Source organism: Variovorax sp. 350MFTsu5.1 (genome assembly GCF_048302515.1).
In the GTDB taxonomy this organism is placed as follows: domain Bacteria; phylum Pseudomonadota; class Gammaproteobacteria; order Burkholderiales; family Burkholderiaceae_C; genus Variovorax; species Variovorax guangxiensis.
The window spans coordinates 2,103,936-2,117,915 of sequence record NZ_CP157620.1 but is presented as its reverse complement, the minus strand read 5'-3'; the positions used below and the strand labels follow the sequence as shown (position 1 = coordinate 2,117,915).

Here is a 13,980-nt window from a genome sequence, read left to right as displayed (position 1 = left end):
GTCAGGAAAACTCGTCGTTCAGTCGTTCAGGGATGGGAGGCGATCCAGGCCTTGAAGTCCGGATGCTGGCGCAGCGTGCGGAAGCAGAAACCCTTGGCCTTCAGGCCGACGATCAGCGGCTCGAGGTTGGCCGGCGCCCACGGGTCCTTGCGCGACCAGATGCCCAGGTGCGCCAGCAGGATGTCGCCGGGGCGGATGGTGTCCAGCGCCTGCGTGAGCAGCTTCGCGTTGCTGAATTTCTCGCTCGGCAGCTCGTCGCCGAGAAAGCCGGCGGGCGCCCAGCCCACGTACTTGTAGCCGCAGCCTTCGGCCGCAGCCAGCAGCGCGGGCGAGGTCTTGCCGCCCGGCGCGCGGTACAGCGGCAGCGGCTTCTTGCCGGTGACGGCCGCCAGCCGGTCGGAAGCCTTTTTTATGTTGGCGCAGTACTCGGCCGCGCTCCAGGTCGATTCCCTGCCGTTCTGCGGACCGGCCGAGGGCTTGATGCGGAAGGACGGCGGCGCGCCCTTCACGTCGGCGCGCCAATAGGCGTGGTCGTACGTGTGGGAGCCGAATTCGTTGCCCTCGGCCGCCCTCGCCTTCCACCACGGCGCCCAGTGGTCGTCGAGGCTGTCGCCGTCGGTCTGGGTGCGCTCGGCGGCGGCGAAGAAGGTGACGCGAACCTCCTGCCGCTTGAGCACGTCGGCCACCAGCGGCGCGATGCCCATGTGGCCGGTGTCGAAGGTCAGGTAGACGGGCTTTTCGCAGGCGGGCGGCTCCTGCGCCGCCCAGGCGCCGGGAGACGGCACCGCCGCCAGCGCGACCATGGAAGCCGCGACGGCCAGGCCGGCGCGCCTAGATGCGCCTGGCATGGTCCAGCGTCCACACGCCGTGAGGCGAACGGCCGACGTTGACCTGCCGCACGACCTTGTTGCTGGCCAGGTCGACCACGCTCAGCTTCTTGGCCCAGCGCGACGTCACGTAGAGCGTCTTGCCGTCGGCCGAGACGTCCATGCAGTCGGGACCGCCGGGCACCGGGTAGGTGGCGACCACCTTCAGCGTCGCCAGGTCGATGCGGCTGATGCTGTTGGCCACGCGGTTGCTCACGAACACGCTCTTGCCGTCGCCGGCCGAGCGGAAGGCGTGGGCGCCCTTGCCGGTGGGGATCTTGCCGACCAGTTTCGGCTCGGCGCCGGCCACGTCGAACACCTGCACGCCGTCGCTGCCGGTGAGGCCCACGAGCAGGGTCTTGTCGTTGTGCACGCCGAAGATGTCGGCCGGCATGGCGCCGGTGGCGGTGCGCCACTTGATGGTCTGGGTGGGCAGGTCGACGGCGATCATCTCGTCGCTGTCCTGCATCGTCACGTAGGCGATGGTGCTGGTGTTGTCGATCCAGATGTGGCTGGGCGTCTTGCCGCTGGCGATGCGCTTGGCCAGCTTCAGGTCCTTGCCGTCCCAGCGGTAGACGTCGACGTGGTTCAGCCGGTTGCCCGCCGTGACGAACCACTTCATGTCGCGCGAGAACTGCAGCTGGTACGGATCGATGATGCCGTAGACCACGCGCTGCACTTCCGCCGTGCGGGGGTTCAGGAAGGTCAGCGAGTCGCCCGCCGAATTGGCCACGATGACCGACTTCTCGTCTGGCGTCATGTAGATGTGGTGCGGCTCCTTGCCGGTGGGAATGCGCTGCTTTTCCGTCCAGTCGACGGGATTGATCACGCTCACGTTCGCGTCCAGCGAGTTGAGCACGAAGATCGGAGGGGGTTCTGGCGCTGCGGCGGCGGTATGGGCCGCGAAGGCCGTCATGCAGGCAAGCAGGAAAGCCGCGAGGCGGCCATTCGGTCGGGCTGGGAGTCGCAAGGGAATGTTCCGGGAGAGAGTTCGGAATGTTAACGGCCGGCCCTTAAGACTGGCTGACCGGGACCGTGCCCTTTTCCCCTGTTTCTCAGCGTTTTCCTCGCGTTTTTCCCTTCTATTTCAACGCCTTGGCGGGTTTGGCCGGCGCACGCAGGCCCGCCACCTCGTCGGCGGTCAGCCAACGCCACTGCCCGGGCGCGAGTTCGGCAGGCAGCGCCAGCTCGCCGATGCGCGAGCGGTGCAGCCCCTCCACCCGGTTGCCGACCGCGGCCAGCATGCGCTTGACCTGGTGGTACTTGCCCTCGGTGAGGGTGAGCCGCAGGTGCAGCGGGCCGTCGGATTCGCAGGCGGCGGCGCGTACCGGCTTCGGATCGTCGTCGAGCACCACGCCGGCCAGCAGTTTCGCAATCTGCGCCTCGTCCACCGGGTGCTTGGCCGTCACCTCGTAGACCTTGGGCACGTGGTGCTTGGGCGAGCCCATCTTGTGGATGAACTGGCCGTCGTCGGTCAGAAGCAGCAGGCCGGTGGTGTCCTGGTCGAGCCGGCCGATGGCCTGCACACCCTGCACCGCGCCCTTGTTGGGCCGCAGCCGCAGCGGTGACGGCAGCAGCGTGTAGATGCTCGGATAGGTCGAGGGCTTCTGCGAGCACTCGGTGCCGGCGGGCTTGTGCAGCATCAGGTAGGCCTTCTCGTGGTACTCCCACGGGGTGCCCTGGACGATGTAGTGGAGTCCTTCGGGTTCCAGGTCGGCGAACGGGTCGTCCACCACTTCGCCGCCGATGCTCACGTGGCCTTGCTGGACCAGCCCCGCGCACACGCGGCGCGTGCCGAAGCCCTGGGTGTAGAGGATGTCTTGCAGATGCATGGGAAAAGAAAAAAGCGGCCGCGCCGCCAGGGCACGACCGCCTTCGAGTTTGCCGCAGGATCAGTACCCTGCCGCCAGGCCCGTGTTGCGGCGGGGGTCGTTGGCGCCGTAGAAGCGGTTGTTGCCCACCGGCTTGCCGCCCAGCGAAGGCGCGCCGACGATGATCGCCGCCAGGTGGTTGGCCGGCTGCGGCACGCCCAGGTTGTGGCCCATGTCGGTCAGGATCTTGCGCGTGTCGGGGCTCAGCGCGTAGGCCTCGACATTGGTGACGTCGGGCAGCCACTGCTGGTGGAAGCGCGGCGCGTCCACGGCCTCCTGCACGTTCATGCCGTAGTCGATGGCGTTGATCATGGTCAGCATCACCGCAGTGATGATGCGGCTGCCGCCCGGGGTCCCGACCACCATCACCGGCTTGCCGTCCTTGGACACGATGGTCGGGCTCATGGAGCTCAGCGGGCGCTTGCCCGGCTCGATCTTGTTGGCCTCGCCCTGCACCAGGCCGTAGAGGTTGGGCACGCCCACCTTCGAGGTGAAGTCGTCCATCTCGTCGTTCAGCAGCACGCCGGTCTTGGCGGCCGTGACCTTGGCGCCGAACCAGTCGTTCAGCGTGTAGGTCACCGAGACCGCGTTGCCCCACTTGTCGGCGATCGAGTAGTGGGTGGTGTTGCTGCCTTCGTGCGGCGCGACGCCGGGCTTGATGTCCTTGGAGACGCCGGCCTTCTTCGGATCGATGACGGCACGGATCTTCTCGGCGTAGCCCTTGTCGAGCAGGCGCTCGAGCGGGTTCTTCACGAAGTCGGGGTCGCCCAGGTAGCTGTTGCGGTCCACGTAGGCGTGGCGCATGGCTTCGATCTGGTAGTGCACCGCCTGTGCCGAGTGGTAGCCCAGGTCCTTGAGCGGATAGCCCTCGAGGATGTTGAGCATCTCGCAGATGATCACGCCGCCCGAGCTCGGGGGGGGCGCCGACACCACGCGGTAGCCGCGGTAATCGCACTCCACCGGAGCCATTTCGCGCGTCTTGTACTGGTCGAGGTCGGCCTGCGTGATCAGGCCCTTGCCGGCCTGGCTGGAGGCCACGATGGCATTGCCGACCCAGCCCTTGTAGAAGCCGTCGGTGCCCTTGGCGCTGATCTCGCGCAGGGTCCTGGCCAGGTCCTTCTGCACCAGCTTGTCGCCCACCTTGTAGGGCTCGCCCTTGTTCAGGAAGATGGCGGCCGTGGCCGGGTCTTCCTTGAAGTCGGCCGTGGCGGTGGCGAGCAGGTCGATGTCGCCCTGCTGCAGCGCGAAGCCCTTGTCTGCCAGCTGGATCGACGGGGCGAGCAGGTCGCCGCGCTTCATGGTGCCGTACTTCTCGCGCGCGTATTCCATACCCGAGACGCTGCCCGGCACGCCCACGGCAAGGTGGCCCTTGGTGCTCAGGCCCTTGATGACGTTGCCGTCCTTGTCGAGGTACATGTTGGCCGTGGCGGCCAGAGGTGCCTTCTCGCGGAAGTCGAGGAAGGTCTTGCGGCCGTCGGCCAGTTGCACGGTCATGAAACCGCCGCCGCCGAGGTTGCCGGCCGCGGGGTAGACCACCGCCAGCGCATAGCCCACGGCCACCGCCGCATCGACCGCGTTGCCGCCGCGCTTGAGCACGTCGACGCCGACCTTGGTGGCCAGGTGCTGGGCACTCACGACCATGCCGTTCTCGGCCGCGACGGGCGCCACAGAAGCGGCGTTCGACGCGCCGGCCGCGGCCAGCGCGAGCACCGCCGCGACGGCGCCCCTCAGCCTGGGAGTCCAGTGGATTTGTTGCATGTTGAAGTCTCCTCTAGAGCGTGTTGAAGAATCTGATGTGTGTGTCTTGCCGATCGATAAGGTCAGGCCGTCAGCAGCGCCTTGCGGCGCAATGCGTCGAGCGCGATCGCGACCTGCTGGCGCGCGAACTCCCGGACGGCCGCCGGGTCGGTCAGCGGCTTGTCGTCCTTGACGAAGCGCAGCCGGTCGCTGCGCACCTCGGCTTCGAGATGCTCTGCCAGCGCCTCGTGCGAATGGGTGCCGTCGAGCAGCGGCAGCAGGCTGCGTTCGAGCAGCGACACCGTCACGTGCTCGTGCCACTGGTTGCAGGTGCTGGCCGTGACGCTGGCGCCCGCCACCAGGGCCACCGAGCCCCGCACCGCGGAAAGCGCCTGGGGCAGGCTGGAAATCGCATCGGCCGTGAGCACCGGCGAGCGCCTGAAGCGCAAGGCGCCGAGGATCAGCAGCTCCTCGACCATGGCCATCACAGCCGGCTCGACCGCCGCTACGGGCTGTCCCACCAGCCCGGCCACGGCCCCGATGAGCGCCCCGGCGGACATCGAGGCCGGATAGCGCGTGTCGAGCAGATGCGCCACCGCCTTGTGCACCGGCAGCCGCATCGTGACCTTGAGGCCGCGCTGCGCATTGCAGGGCTGCTCGCGCGCGTCGAGCGAGAGCGCGGTGCCGTCCTCGGTCTTGAACATGCCGGCGAGTTCGAGCTGGCGGATGCGCCCGGGCTGCAGCTTGTAGCGGATGTCCCTGGCATGCGACTGCCCCACCAGCAGCGTCTGCCGGAACGTGCGGTTGACCAGGAAGTCGAGGTACTGCTCCATGAGCACCTGGCTGCCGCCGCATTCGCGCAGCAGCGGATCGCGCACCTTCTCGCCGTAGTTCTGCACGAACATCGTCGAGGGCTCGGCATCGCAAAGATAGGCAAGGCCACAGGCCTCCGCGCGCGCGACGAACTCCTTGAAATAGCACGGCGCGTTGCAGGGCTCGAGGAACTCGTGCAGCAGGTAGGAGCTGTTGGCGTTGCGCACGATGGGCATAGCCTCTTCGAGCGTCTTCTTGAGCACGCTGTCGGCGCGGGCCGACTGCTCGAGGAAGTCGAGCATGCCGCGGGCATAGGAGAGCTTTTCGTCGGGAGAGTCGCGGGGGCCGCCGCGCAGGATCATCGCGTCGCGCACGATCTCGCGGGCCTTCCAGCCGGGGTACACGTTGTAGCTGACGTAGGCAACGCCGTCCGGTGCGAGGTTCTCGCTGCAGATGCGCAGGATCGCCTCCTGCACCGGGCCCGGCACCCAGCTGTAGACGCCGTGGCAGACGATGTAGTCGAACTGGCCGAACGAGGCATCGATGTCCGCGAGATTGAAAGCCCTGAGCTCGATGTTCGAGAGCCCCGCGCGCGCGATGGCCGCCATGCCCTGCGCCACCTGCACGGTCGACAGGTCGACGCCGACCGCGCGCGCCTGGGGATGGCGTGCCGCGAAGGGAATCAGGTTGCCGCCGGCGGCGCAGCCGAGTTCGAGCACGCGGGCCGTTGCGGGAGGAGGAACGTCGAGACCGAAGAGAAAGGCCAGCGCTTCCAGGTGCTCCATCGCCGATTGCGGGAACGGATGCGAGTCATAGGGCACCGTGTCGTAGTAGCTGGTCAACTCGGAGGTCAGGGAATCCGGCACGGGCGTCCTTTTCGGGATCTGGGCAGGCGGGCGAGAGCGGGAGATTGCAGTGACTGCAATGTGACAGTGCCTGCCGACTATAGCCTTGCGCCCAGGCAAAAAGAAGCGCGGCTTCACGGGGCCGCACACGGGTGCCGCCTGCAAAAAAAAGCCCAGCACGAGGCTGGGCTTGAAATGCCTATCTGCTTGGCAATGCATCAAGGCCCCCGCTCAGGTTGACCGGCGGGGGACGGTTTACCCGTCAAGGAGAAATCAGAAAAACCGGATGGACATGCCGGACAGTCGTCGAGCCGCCAGGCCCGTTTGTGAACAGCTTGTTTTCCGTGGGCGTAGTTTACTGTATATTTGTACAGTCTTTTCAGCAAGGATGCACGCCATGCCCCCAACCGAAGAAACACCCGCCCCACCCAACCATGCGCTCAAGGATGCGCTGGCCTGGATCTCGAAGTTCGCGCATGCGTGGAAGGCCATCGAGCCCTCCCCGAAGAGCCTGAGCATCGACGGCTTCATCATCTGGGGGCCCGTGCTCTACGAGAAGCACAAGGGTGAAGATCCGGTCCAGCTGGCGCGGCAGCTGTTCGGCCGCTCCGGCGAATACTTCAAGTATCTCTACCCCGAGCGCGGGCGCAGCTCCAACGATCCGCGGTCTTAGAATGCCCCGATGAATTGGCGCACACTGCTTCCGCTTGCCCTCCTGGTCCTGGCCGGCTGCTCGACCCCACCCAACGAAGTGATGCAAGTCCGCGAAGGCGTGCTGCGCGCCATGACCTATGTCCAGGCCTCCGACTACTGCGACGCGCGCGACAAGACGCCGCGCTGGCTTGGCAGGGCACCTGCGGAGCAGGGCGTGCTGTTCCAGTGCTATTGAGCTGAATCCGGGTGGCCGCGGCGCCGCGACAATCCCCGGATGACCACCCTCTACCTGCAGATGACCGAAAAGCTCTCCGAGCACTGGAGAGCCAACAACAACGCCTATCCCCAGAAGTTCGTGCTGAGCCCGGCACTGCGCGCCGAATACGTCCATTGCCTGGAGCTCATGACCATTCCGGGCGAGCGGGACATGAGCGCGACGAAACACATGGGCGTGCGCATCGAGATCGACGAAGCTTCGCCCGGCGTCATGGTGGCCGCCGATGGAGCCGAGGTCGCACTGCGGTAGCGGCAGGCTGCAGACGTCCGCAAGCACGTCTGCTTTCGGGGCTCGCTGCTGAAAACCTGAGAAGACCCGGCGACTGCCCCCTCTGAGGGGCTAGAAAAGATGCTGCTGCGAGCTCGTCAGCGCCGCGAAGCTCTCTCCCATGGGCTGCAGGATGGCATCCGCGATCGGCTGCAGCTGCCGGCTCAGGTAGTGGTCGTAGTCGATCCGGGAGTGGAGGGCCTCCATCGGTTCCGGACCGTTGCGCGTCATGACGTACCGGATCCAGCCGCCGTTCTGGTACTGCCTGGGCCGATGAAGCCGGTCGTTGTGCTCGTCGGCCAGGCGCGCGGCGCGCACCTGCGGCGGCACGTTGACGAGGTAGGCATCCAGGCGATGGCGCAGGCGCTTCCTGTAGACGAGCAGCTCGTCCTGGCCGCCCGACAGCGTCGAGCGCACGTACTCCCTCACGAACTCCTCGTAGGGCTCGCCGCGGAAGATGCGCGATAGCAGCCCCTCCTGGAACTGCCGCGCCAGCGGGGTCCAGTCGCTGCGAGCCATCTCCAGGCCGCGGTAGATCATTTCCTCCTTGCCCGCGGCGTCCTTGCCCAGGCCGGCATAGCGCTTCTTGCTGCCCACGTCGGAGCCGCGGATGGTGGGCATGAAGAACTTGCTGTAGTGGGTGTCGAACTCGATCTCGAGGAAGTTCTCGAGTCCGTGCGTCTCGCGCAGGGTGCGCGTCCACCAGTCGTTGATGTCCTTCACGAGGCCCGCCGCGACGGCATGCGCCTCCTCGTTGGTGTGGGTGCGCCCGAGCCAGATGAAGATGGAGTCGGTGTCGCCGTAGATGGCCTCGTAGCCCCGGCGTTCCACGAACTCGCGCGTGAGCTTCATCATCTCGTGGCCCCGAAGAGTGATGGCCGACACCAGCTTGGGATTGAAGAAGCGGCACTCCGACGCGCCCAGCACGCCGGCGAACGAGTTCATCAGCAGCTTCAGCGCCTGCGACAGCGGTTCGTTCCCGGCCCGCTTGGCCTCGTCACGCGCGCGCCAGAGCGTGGTCACGATCTCCGGCAGGCAGTGCTTCGTGCGCGAGAAGGTCGTTCCCTGGGGGCCCTGCACGACCGCGGCCGGGTCGGCGGCGCCGGCACCGGTGCCTTCCACCAGGCCCACGGGATCGACGAGGAAGGTGCGGATGATCGAGGGATAGAGGCTCTTGTAGTCCAGCACCACGACGGAGTCGTAGAACCCCGGCTTCGAGTCCATCACGTAGCCCCCGGGAAAGGCCTTGCTCGGGATCTCGCCCACGTTCGGCGCCACGTAGCCCAGGCGATGCATGCGAGGCAGGTAGTGGTGGCTGAACGCCGCGATGGAGCCGCCGAAGTGGTCGATCTGCAGGCCGGTGGTCTGCGCTCGTTCCAGCACGAACTGCAGCAACTTCGCCTTCTCGAAGATGCGCAGGACGAGCTCGCAATCACGGATGTTGTAGTGCGCGAGCGCGGGCTTGTCCTCCTGGTAGCGCCGCTCGATCTCGGCCATCTTGTCGTATTCGTCGCCGATGGCCTTGCCTTCGCCGAGCAGCGCCTGCGAGACGCTCTCCAGGCTGAAGGAAGGAAAGCTCCACATCGCGGCCCGTAGTGCCTCGATGCCATCGACGATCACCCGCCCGGCCACTGACGCGAACAGATAGCCCTGCTTGCCCGGATGGGTGCGCCAGTCGATGGCGCCTCGCTCCCGTCCCGGAAGCAGTTGCGTCCCGCAGTCGTTGGCCGTCTTCTGCAGCACCCGCAGGTCGAACTGGATGACGCTCCAGCCGACGATGACGTCCGGATCGTTCCTCTCGAACCATTCGTTGAGCTTCTCGATCATGGCCTTGCGGGTCGGGCAATAGACGAGAGAGAAGTCCGCAGGCTCATCCCGCCCGGATGGCGGCTCGCCAAGCATGAAGACCACGCGCTGCGGAAGGCCGTCCAGTGCAATGGAATAGAGCGCTTCGTGCTGGCTGGTTTCGATGTCCAGCGACACCACCTTCAGCGCCGGGCGGAACTCTGGCGCGGGCCTGAGCTTGCCGTCGACGACGGTGGCGCGGCCTGCCCGCCCTCCTTCCACGAGCACGCCGGCGGTAATGAAGCGCTCCATGAGATGGCGGTCGTGCGGACGCACGTCCGCTTCGAGCACAGGAACGCCTTGCGGCTGCAGCGCACGCGCCAACCGGCCCAGCTGCCGGAAGTGCCTCGCATAGACACCGACGACGGGTTCCTGCCCGAAGGTCTTCAGGTCGAGCTCGCGAATCTCCATCCCTGGCATGGCGGCAAGCTGCGCCTCCACTGCCGCGCGGTGCCGGGCGGCGACGAACGCGACGCAGGCCTGGGAGGTCAGGAGCACCTTCACCGGTCCTGCATCCGTGGCCAGCCAGTACTCGATCTCGGTGCCGGCGGGTGCGTCACGCCAGTGGCGGGTGAGGATGAATCCCTTGAGTTCGGTGGACGCCGCGGGAGGCTGAGACATGGGGGTGCGAAGAAAGAAGGGCGGACTCGGTCACGCCCGATTCTTGCGCAGTCATCGCCACGTTCCGCGGAACCTTGGCCGGGGCTGCGCGCCTGCCTCGACCTTTGGCAAAGACTGGATCCGCCGATGTCGGCCAGGCCGCGGCCATCTTGTCATGGCTTTGCGCCCGACCCCGAAGCTTCCGCATGGCTCGATCACCTATCATGCCGCGCCGTCTCTTGGGCATCGGCCCATCGCAACGTACGAAGCAGAGGTCTCTCGAGTGAAAGAAATATCAGAACGGCTGGTCGCAATGATCGGCCAGCCTTTCGACAGCAAGAAGGTTCGCGAGGTACTGGGCTCCTTGGGCGTCAAGAGGGTTTCCGGTCCGGGTGCCTTCTCCTCGAGCGAGGAGATCATCTGGATACCCAGGGCGTCCGTGCGCATCGACATCTACCAGGCGCAAAAACTGAACGGACTGACGGGATCGAACCACCCCGAGGACGAAGCATGGATCGTCGGCTCCGTGGAGCTTCTCGCGCCCGGATCGGACGACAGGATCAAGGCGCCGTTTTCCGGCCCTCTTCCTATGGGCCTCACCATCGGCTCGACGCCGCAGGATTGCATCGACGCGCACGGCCCACCCGACCTGGACGAGGAGCATGAGCGGCCCGGGTTCTCCGGCAGGGTGCTGGCCTGGCGCAAAGAACACCTGAACCTGGTGATCACGTTCGCCGGCCAGGAGCGCGAGCGCACGATGATCAGCCACACCGTCTGCCTGATCGGCTGCATCGGCGCCTGGCGCCATACCCATCCGGAGGTGTTCGCGCCCTGACCGGCCGAGGCCGCCGGCTGGCCGCGCGCTCGACGTATCCGGCAAGAAGCCCCGCAGTCTTGGCAGATACACTTTTTCCGACCAACACCCGGTTTCGCCCGCATGACCGCGCAAGCCCCATCCACCATGCGCACGCTGGAGAGCGTACCGGCGGAGTCCGGCCTGGCCACCCTGAGGGATTTCGGGATGTGCCTTCTGGCCCTGGTCACCCTCGCTCGTTCCGGCAATGCGCAGGACATGCACCGCGAGGCCCTTCTGGTGCTGAAAAGCCTGGTTCCCTTCGACTCGGCATGGTGGGGAGAAGTCTCGCCCGGCTCTGACGGCAGCCCGCCCAGGAACTGGCTGCACGGCAGCATCGGGCTGAGCGCCAGCTTCGCGCAGGAGTGGAATGCGCTCGCCGACGCGGACGAGTTCGCAAGTGCATCCATTGCACACTGCGGCGTGGTGCTGCGCGGCGGCTCGGGCGACGGCAGGCATGCGCCGGGGAGCACGGTCGACACGTTCTGCAAGCGGCACGGCCTCCATCACGCCATGGCGATCACGCTGGAGTTGCCGGCGAGCGGGCTGCTGTTCTTCGTATCGATCTACCGCCGCGGTGCCGACTCGGCTTTCCGCGATGAAGAGGCCGTCATCTTCGGCGAGTTCACGCGCCACCTCGTGCAGCACTGGCGCGATGTGCTCGACGGCCTGCAAGGCGCCGTGCCGGGCCGCGCGTGGAGCGCGTATGCGTTCGCCGATGGCGCAGGCCGCCTGCTCTACCTGGGCGCAAGGCTGGGCCAGGTCCTCCATCGGGCCCATCCAGACTGGCAGGGAACGATGCTGCCTCCCGACATCGCGGACCTGGCCCGCCAGGCGCCGTGCTCCGTCGCGATGGGCCGCTCGGATCGCGTGTCGATCGCGCCCTGCGGTCGCCTGCTCGCGCTGGTGCTCGAAGACCGAAGCCCCGGGGATCCACTCGCCCCGCGTGAACGCCGGGCCGCCACCCTGTACGCCGAGGGCCGCTCCTACAAGGAGATTGCCGAGCGGCTCGATCTGAGCCCCGCGACAGTGCGCACCTACCTGCGCAACGTGTACGCCGCCCTGGGCGTGCGCAACAAGATCGAGCTTCTGTCCGCCCTGGGCTCTGGTACTCGCGAGGCCCCGTAGTTTCCCGCCCCTCCTCATTTGCAGAGGCCTGACCGCGAAGGCCGCTCGCTACGCTGCCGGCTCCAAAGCTCAGCCTGCGAGAGCGGGCACTACACCCAAGGAATTCCCCAATGAGACTCGGCTTCCAAACCATGGCCGCCAGCCTGCGAGCGCGCGGACTCGCAACCGCATGCGGCCTGGCACTGCTTGCCTGCGCCGCCCATTCGCAACCGATGCCGCCCCCGCCCGCGGGCGCGCCGGCTTCTTCTGTTCCCGTCGCGCTCCAGGAAGTGCGCTGGCAGATGCTGAACCCGGGCATCAACGCGCTGACCTTCCGCTCGATGGACCGGATCTTCGACACCCGGGAAGTCACCCACCGGCGCGCGACATGGGCCATTCCGCGCAACGACGCGCCGCTGAACTTCCGCTACGAGTTCGCAGGCGCCGCCCGCACCCCGGAGGACTTCCTCGACCGCACCTACACCAACGCCCTTGTGGTCATCAAGGACGGCGCCATCGTCTACGAGAACTACCGCAACCTTTGCGACGACAGCACGCGGTTCATGGGCTGGTCCATGACGAAATCCATCGTCTCCACCCTGGTCGGCATCGCGCTGGAGGAGAAACGCATCGCCTCGATCGAGGATCCGATCGTCAAGTACCTCCCCGAGCTCGCGCGCGGCGCCTACAGGGACGTGTCGATCCGGCAGGTGCTGGAGATGCGGTCCGGAGTGGACTACGAGGAGCGGTACGACTTCCAGAACCCCGGCATCGCGGCGAGCAACCACATGTCGTCGCTCGTGCGAAACACCTCGCGCTTCGCGGATGTCGCCACGACCATCGGGCGTGCGCATCCGCCGGGCAGCCACTTCGCCTACAAGACGATCGACACGGCCGTGCTCGGCTGGCTGGTCGAACGCGTCAGCGGCACCACCTTTGCGGGCTACATGAGCGAGAAACTGTGGGAGCCTCTGGGCGCGGAGAGCAACGGCTTCTTCATCATGGACGGCGGCCCGGGCGTGGGGCGCGAGTTCACCGGGGCGGGATTCAATGCAACCGCGAGGGACTGGGCGCGCCTGGGACTGCTTTTCCTGAACAACGGCCGGGCGAACGGAAAGCAGATCATTCCCGAGAAGTGGGTCAAGGCGGCGACGGCTTCGGTGCCCGGCAGCGACTCGCCGAACGGCGGATATGGCTACCAGTGGTGGACCTTTCCGAGCACCGGCGCGTACTACGCCCTTGGGCTGCAAGGCCAGTACACGTACGTCGACCCGGCCACCCGCACGGTGGTCGTGAAGCTCAGCTACATGCCGCCGGGCCGCGACGAGCCCTATGCCGAAACGCGCGCCTTCCTGCAGGCGGTCTCGGCCTGGAAGCCATCCAGATAGAGGACCGCATAGGGATGAGCGCTGTTTGCGGCAACCACTTCAAATCATCGCGAAGCCGCCCGATGCCCCGATCGTCTGGCCAGTGACGAACAACGCGCGATCGGATGCCAGGAACGCGACCAGGCCGGAGACGTCGTCCGGCCTGGACAGCCGTCCGACGCCCTTTGAGATCGGATAGAGGTTCACCATCTTTGCGAGCAGTTCGTTGTTCTGAACTGTTGCGTCCGGATGCAGCGGACCGTCCTTGATGCCTTCGTGCGAGACCGCGCCGAGGGCGATCGAATTGACCGTGACCGCGTGGCGGCCGTGCTCGCGCGCCAAAGCCTTGGCGAAGCCCGCGATGGCGGCCTTCGCGCCGGAGTACACGGCCATGTTGGCCTCGCCGATCCGGCCGGCCTCCGAGATGATGTTCACGATGCGCCCACGCTTGGCCGCCACCATGCCGGGCAGTACCGCGTGGCAGCAGTGGAAGGTGCCGTACACGTTGAGGTTGACGATCTTGGCCCAGTCGGCCACCGGCATGTCGACGAAGGCCGGCGTGCGACCGCCCTTCTCGCGGCGCTCGGGAATGATGCCGGCGTTGTTCACGAGGATCTGCACAGGCGCGTCGAAGTGCTGCGCGGCGGCATCGACCATGGCCTGCACCTGCTCGGCCTGCGTGATGTCGGCGGGCGCTGCCAGCGCCTTGCCGCCCTGCGCCTCGATTTCGCGCGCCACGGCCTGCGCCCGCTCGGGGAACAGGTCGTTGACCACGACGCGCGCGCCTTCGCGGGCGAGTTCGATGCAGATCTGCCGGCCGACGCCCTGGCCGCCGCCGGTCACCAGCGCGACCTGTGAGTCCAAACCGAGTTTCATAT

13 protein-coding genes are annotated in these 13,980 nt (G+C 66.8%); 6 read left to right on the top strand and 7 right to left on the bottom strand.

Features of this window, described 5'->3' with window-relative positions:
* Positions 1–26 precede the first annotated feature (26 nt).
* From ABL843_RS09390 to ABL843_RS09370, 5 genes are all read right to left on the bottom strand, one after another.
* A complete protein-coding gene (locus ABL843_RS09390; RefSeq protein WP_418119670.1) occupies positions 27–848 on the bottom strand; it encodes a polysaccharide deacetylase family protein in 822 nt (273 codons plus the stop codon).
* Positions 832–1,836: a YncE family protein gene (locus ABL843_RS09385; RefSeq protein WP_126024529.1), complete on the bottom strand. Its 1,005-nt coding sequence runs from the start codon at positions 1,834–1,836 to the stop codon at positions 832–834. Before ABL843_RS09385 ends, ABL843_RS09390 begins: the two co-directional genes overlap by 17 nt.
* Positions 1,837–1,948: 112 nt before the next feature.
* Complete coding sequence (locus ABL843_RS09380) at positions 1,949–2,698, bottom strand: pseudouridine synthase (protein ID WP_126024528.1); 750 nt, start codon at positions 2,696–2,698, stop codon at positions 1,949–1,951.
* A 60-nt stretch (positions 2,699–2,758) separates the two neighbouring features.
* Positions 2,759–4,495 (bottom strand): gamma-glutamyltransferase, encoded by a 1,737-nt coding sequence (ggt, locus tag ABL843_RS09375; RefSeq protein ID WP_418119669.1) that lies wholly within the window; start codon positions 4,493–4,495, stop codon positions 2,759–2,761.
* Between the two features lie 62 nt (positions 4,496–4,557).
* Positions 4,558–6,153: a methyltransferase regulatory domain-containing protein gene (locus tag ABL843_RS09370; RefSeq protein ID WP_418119668.1), complete on the bottom strand. Its 1,596-nt coding sequence runs from the start codon at positions 6,151–6,153 to the stop codon at positions 4,558–4,560.
* Between the two features lie 376 nt (positions 6,154–6,529).
* Here ABL843_RS09370 and ABL843_RS09365 point away from each other — a divergent pair, with 376 nt between their 5' ends.
* The 3 genes from ABL843_RS09365 (at position 6,530) to ABL843_RS09355 (ending at position 7,312) form a co-directional block, all read left to right on the top strand.
* Positions 6,530–6,805: a hypothetical protein gene (locus ABL843_RS09365; RefSeq protein WP_126024525.1), complete on the top strand. Its 276-nt coding sequence runs from the start codon at positions 6,530–6,532 to the stop codon at positions 6,803–6,805.
* An 81-nt stretch (positions 6,806–6,886) separates the two neighbouring features.
* Positions 6,887–7,021, top strand: a complete 135-nt coding sequence (locus tag ABL843_RS09360; RefSeq protein ID WP_256228313.1) for a hypothetical protein — start codon at positions 6,887–6,889, stop codon at positions 7,019–7,021.
* Between the two features lie 39 nt (positions 7,022–7,060).
* Complete coding sequence (locus tag ABL843_RS09355) at positions 7,061–7,312, top strand: hypothetical protein (RefSeq protein ID WP_126024524.1); 252 nt, start codon at positions 7,061–7,063, stop codon at positions 7,310–7,312.
* A gap of 90 nt (positions 7,313–7,402) precedes the next feature.
* Here the strand turns inward: ABL843_RS09355 and ABL843_RS09350 are convergent, their stop codons facing one another.
* Complete coding sequence (locus ABL843_RS09350) at positions 7,403–9,796, bottom strand: DNA polymerase II (RefSeq protein WP_418119667.1); 2,394 nt, start codon at positions 9,794–9,796, stop codon at positions 7,403–7,405.
* Between the two features lie 154 nt (positions 9,797–9,950).
* On the opposite strand from ABL843_RS09350, the gene ABL843_RS09345 reads away from it, so the two are divergent.
* The 3 genes from ABL843_RS09345 (at position 9,951) to ABL843_RS09335 (ending at position 13,123) form a co-directional block, all read left to right on the top strand.
* Positions 9,951–10,610: a hypothetical protein gene (locus tag ABL843_RS09345; RefSeq protein ID WP_418119666.1), complete on the top strand. Its 660-nt coding sequence runs from the start codon at positions 9,951–9,953 to the stop codon at positions 10,608–10,610.
* A gap of 102 nt (positions 10,611–10,712) precedes the next feature.
* Entirely contained in the window at positions 10,713–11,756 is a 1,044-nt protein-coding gene (locus ABL843_RS09340; protein WP_126024521.1) for a helix-turn-helix transcriptional regulator, read from the top strand.
* A 110-nt stretch (positions 11,757–11,866) separates the two neighbouring features.
* On the top strand, positions 11,867–13,123 hold the full coding sequence (locus ABL843_RS09335; protein ID WP_418119665.1) for a serine hydrolase domain-containing protein: 1,257 nt from the start codon (positions 11,867–11,869) through the stop codon (positions 13,121–13,123).
* 39 nt (positions 13,124–13,162) lie between these two features.
* Here ABL843_RS09335 and ABL843_RS09330 read toward each other — a convergent pair whose 3' ends face one another.
* Positions 13,163–13,978, bottom strand: coding sequence for an SDR family NAD(P)-dependent oxidoreductase (locus ABL843_RS09330; protein WP_418119664.1), 816 nt, complete (start codon positions 13,976–13,978; stop codon positions 13,163–13,165).
* Positions 13,979–13,980: the final 2 nt, after the last annotated feature.

What these genes read in the sequence shown, in the direction of transcription:
- ABL843_RS09345 (WP_418119666.1), top strand. Translation starts at nt 9,951, where the DNA reads ATGGCTTTGCGCCCGACCCCGAAGCTTCCGCATGGCTCGATCACCTAT.
- ABL843_RS09350 (WP_418119667.1), bottom strand. Translation starts at nt 9,796, where the DNA reads ATGTCTCAGCCTCCCGCGGCGTCCACCGAACTCAAGGGATTCATCCTC.
- ABL843_RS09365 (WP_126024525.1), top strand. Translation starts at nt 6,530, where the DNA reads ATGCCCCCAACCGAAGAAACACCCGCCCCACCCAACCATGCGCTCAAG.
- ABL843_RS09340 (WP_126024521.1), top strand. Translation starts at nt 10,713, where the DNA reads ATGACCGCGCAAGCCCCATCCACCATGCGCACGCTGGAGAGCGTACCG.
- ggt (WP_418119669.1), bottom strand. Translation starts at nt 4,495, where the DNA reads ATGCAACAAATCCACTGGACTCCCAGGCTGAGGGGCGCCGTCGCGGCG.
- ABL843_RS09390 (WP_418119670.1), bottom strand. Translation starts at nt 848, where the DNA reads ATGCCAGGCGCATCTAGGCGCGCCGGCCTGGCCGTCGCGGCTTCCATG.
- ABL843_RS09355 (WP_126024524.1), top strand. Translation starts at nt 7,061, where the DNA reads ATGACCACCCTCTACCTGCAGATGACCGAAAAGCTCTCCGAGCACTGG.
- ABL843_RS09380 (WP_126024528.1), bottom strand. Translation starts at nt 2,698, where the DNA reads ATGCATCTGCAAGACATCCTCTACACCCAGGGCTTCGGCACGCGCCGC.
- ABL843_RS09360 (WP_256228313.1), top strand. Translation starts at nt 6,887, where the DNA reads ATGCAAGTCCGCGAAGGCGTGCTGCGCGCCATGACCTATGTCCAGGCC.
- ABL843_RS09330 (WP_418119664.1), bottom strand. Translation starts at nt 13,978, where the DNA reads ATGAAACTCGGTTTGGACTCACAGGTCGCGCTGGTGACCGGCGGCGGC.
- ABL843_RS09335 (WP_418119665.1), top strand. Translation starts at nt 11,867, where the DNA reads ATGAGACTCGGCTTCCAAACCATGGCCGCCAGCCTGCGAGCGCGCGGA.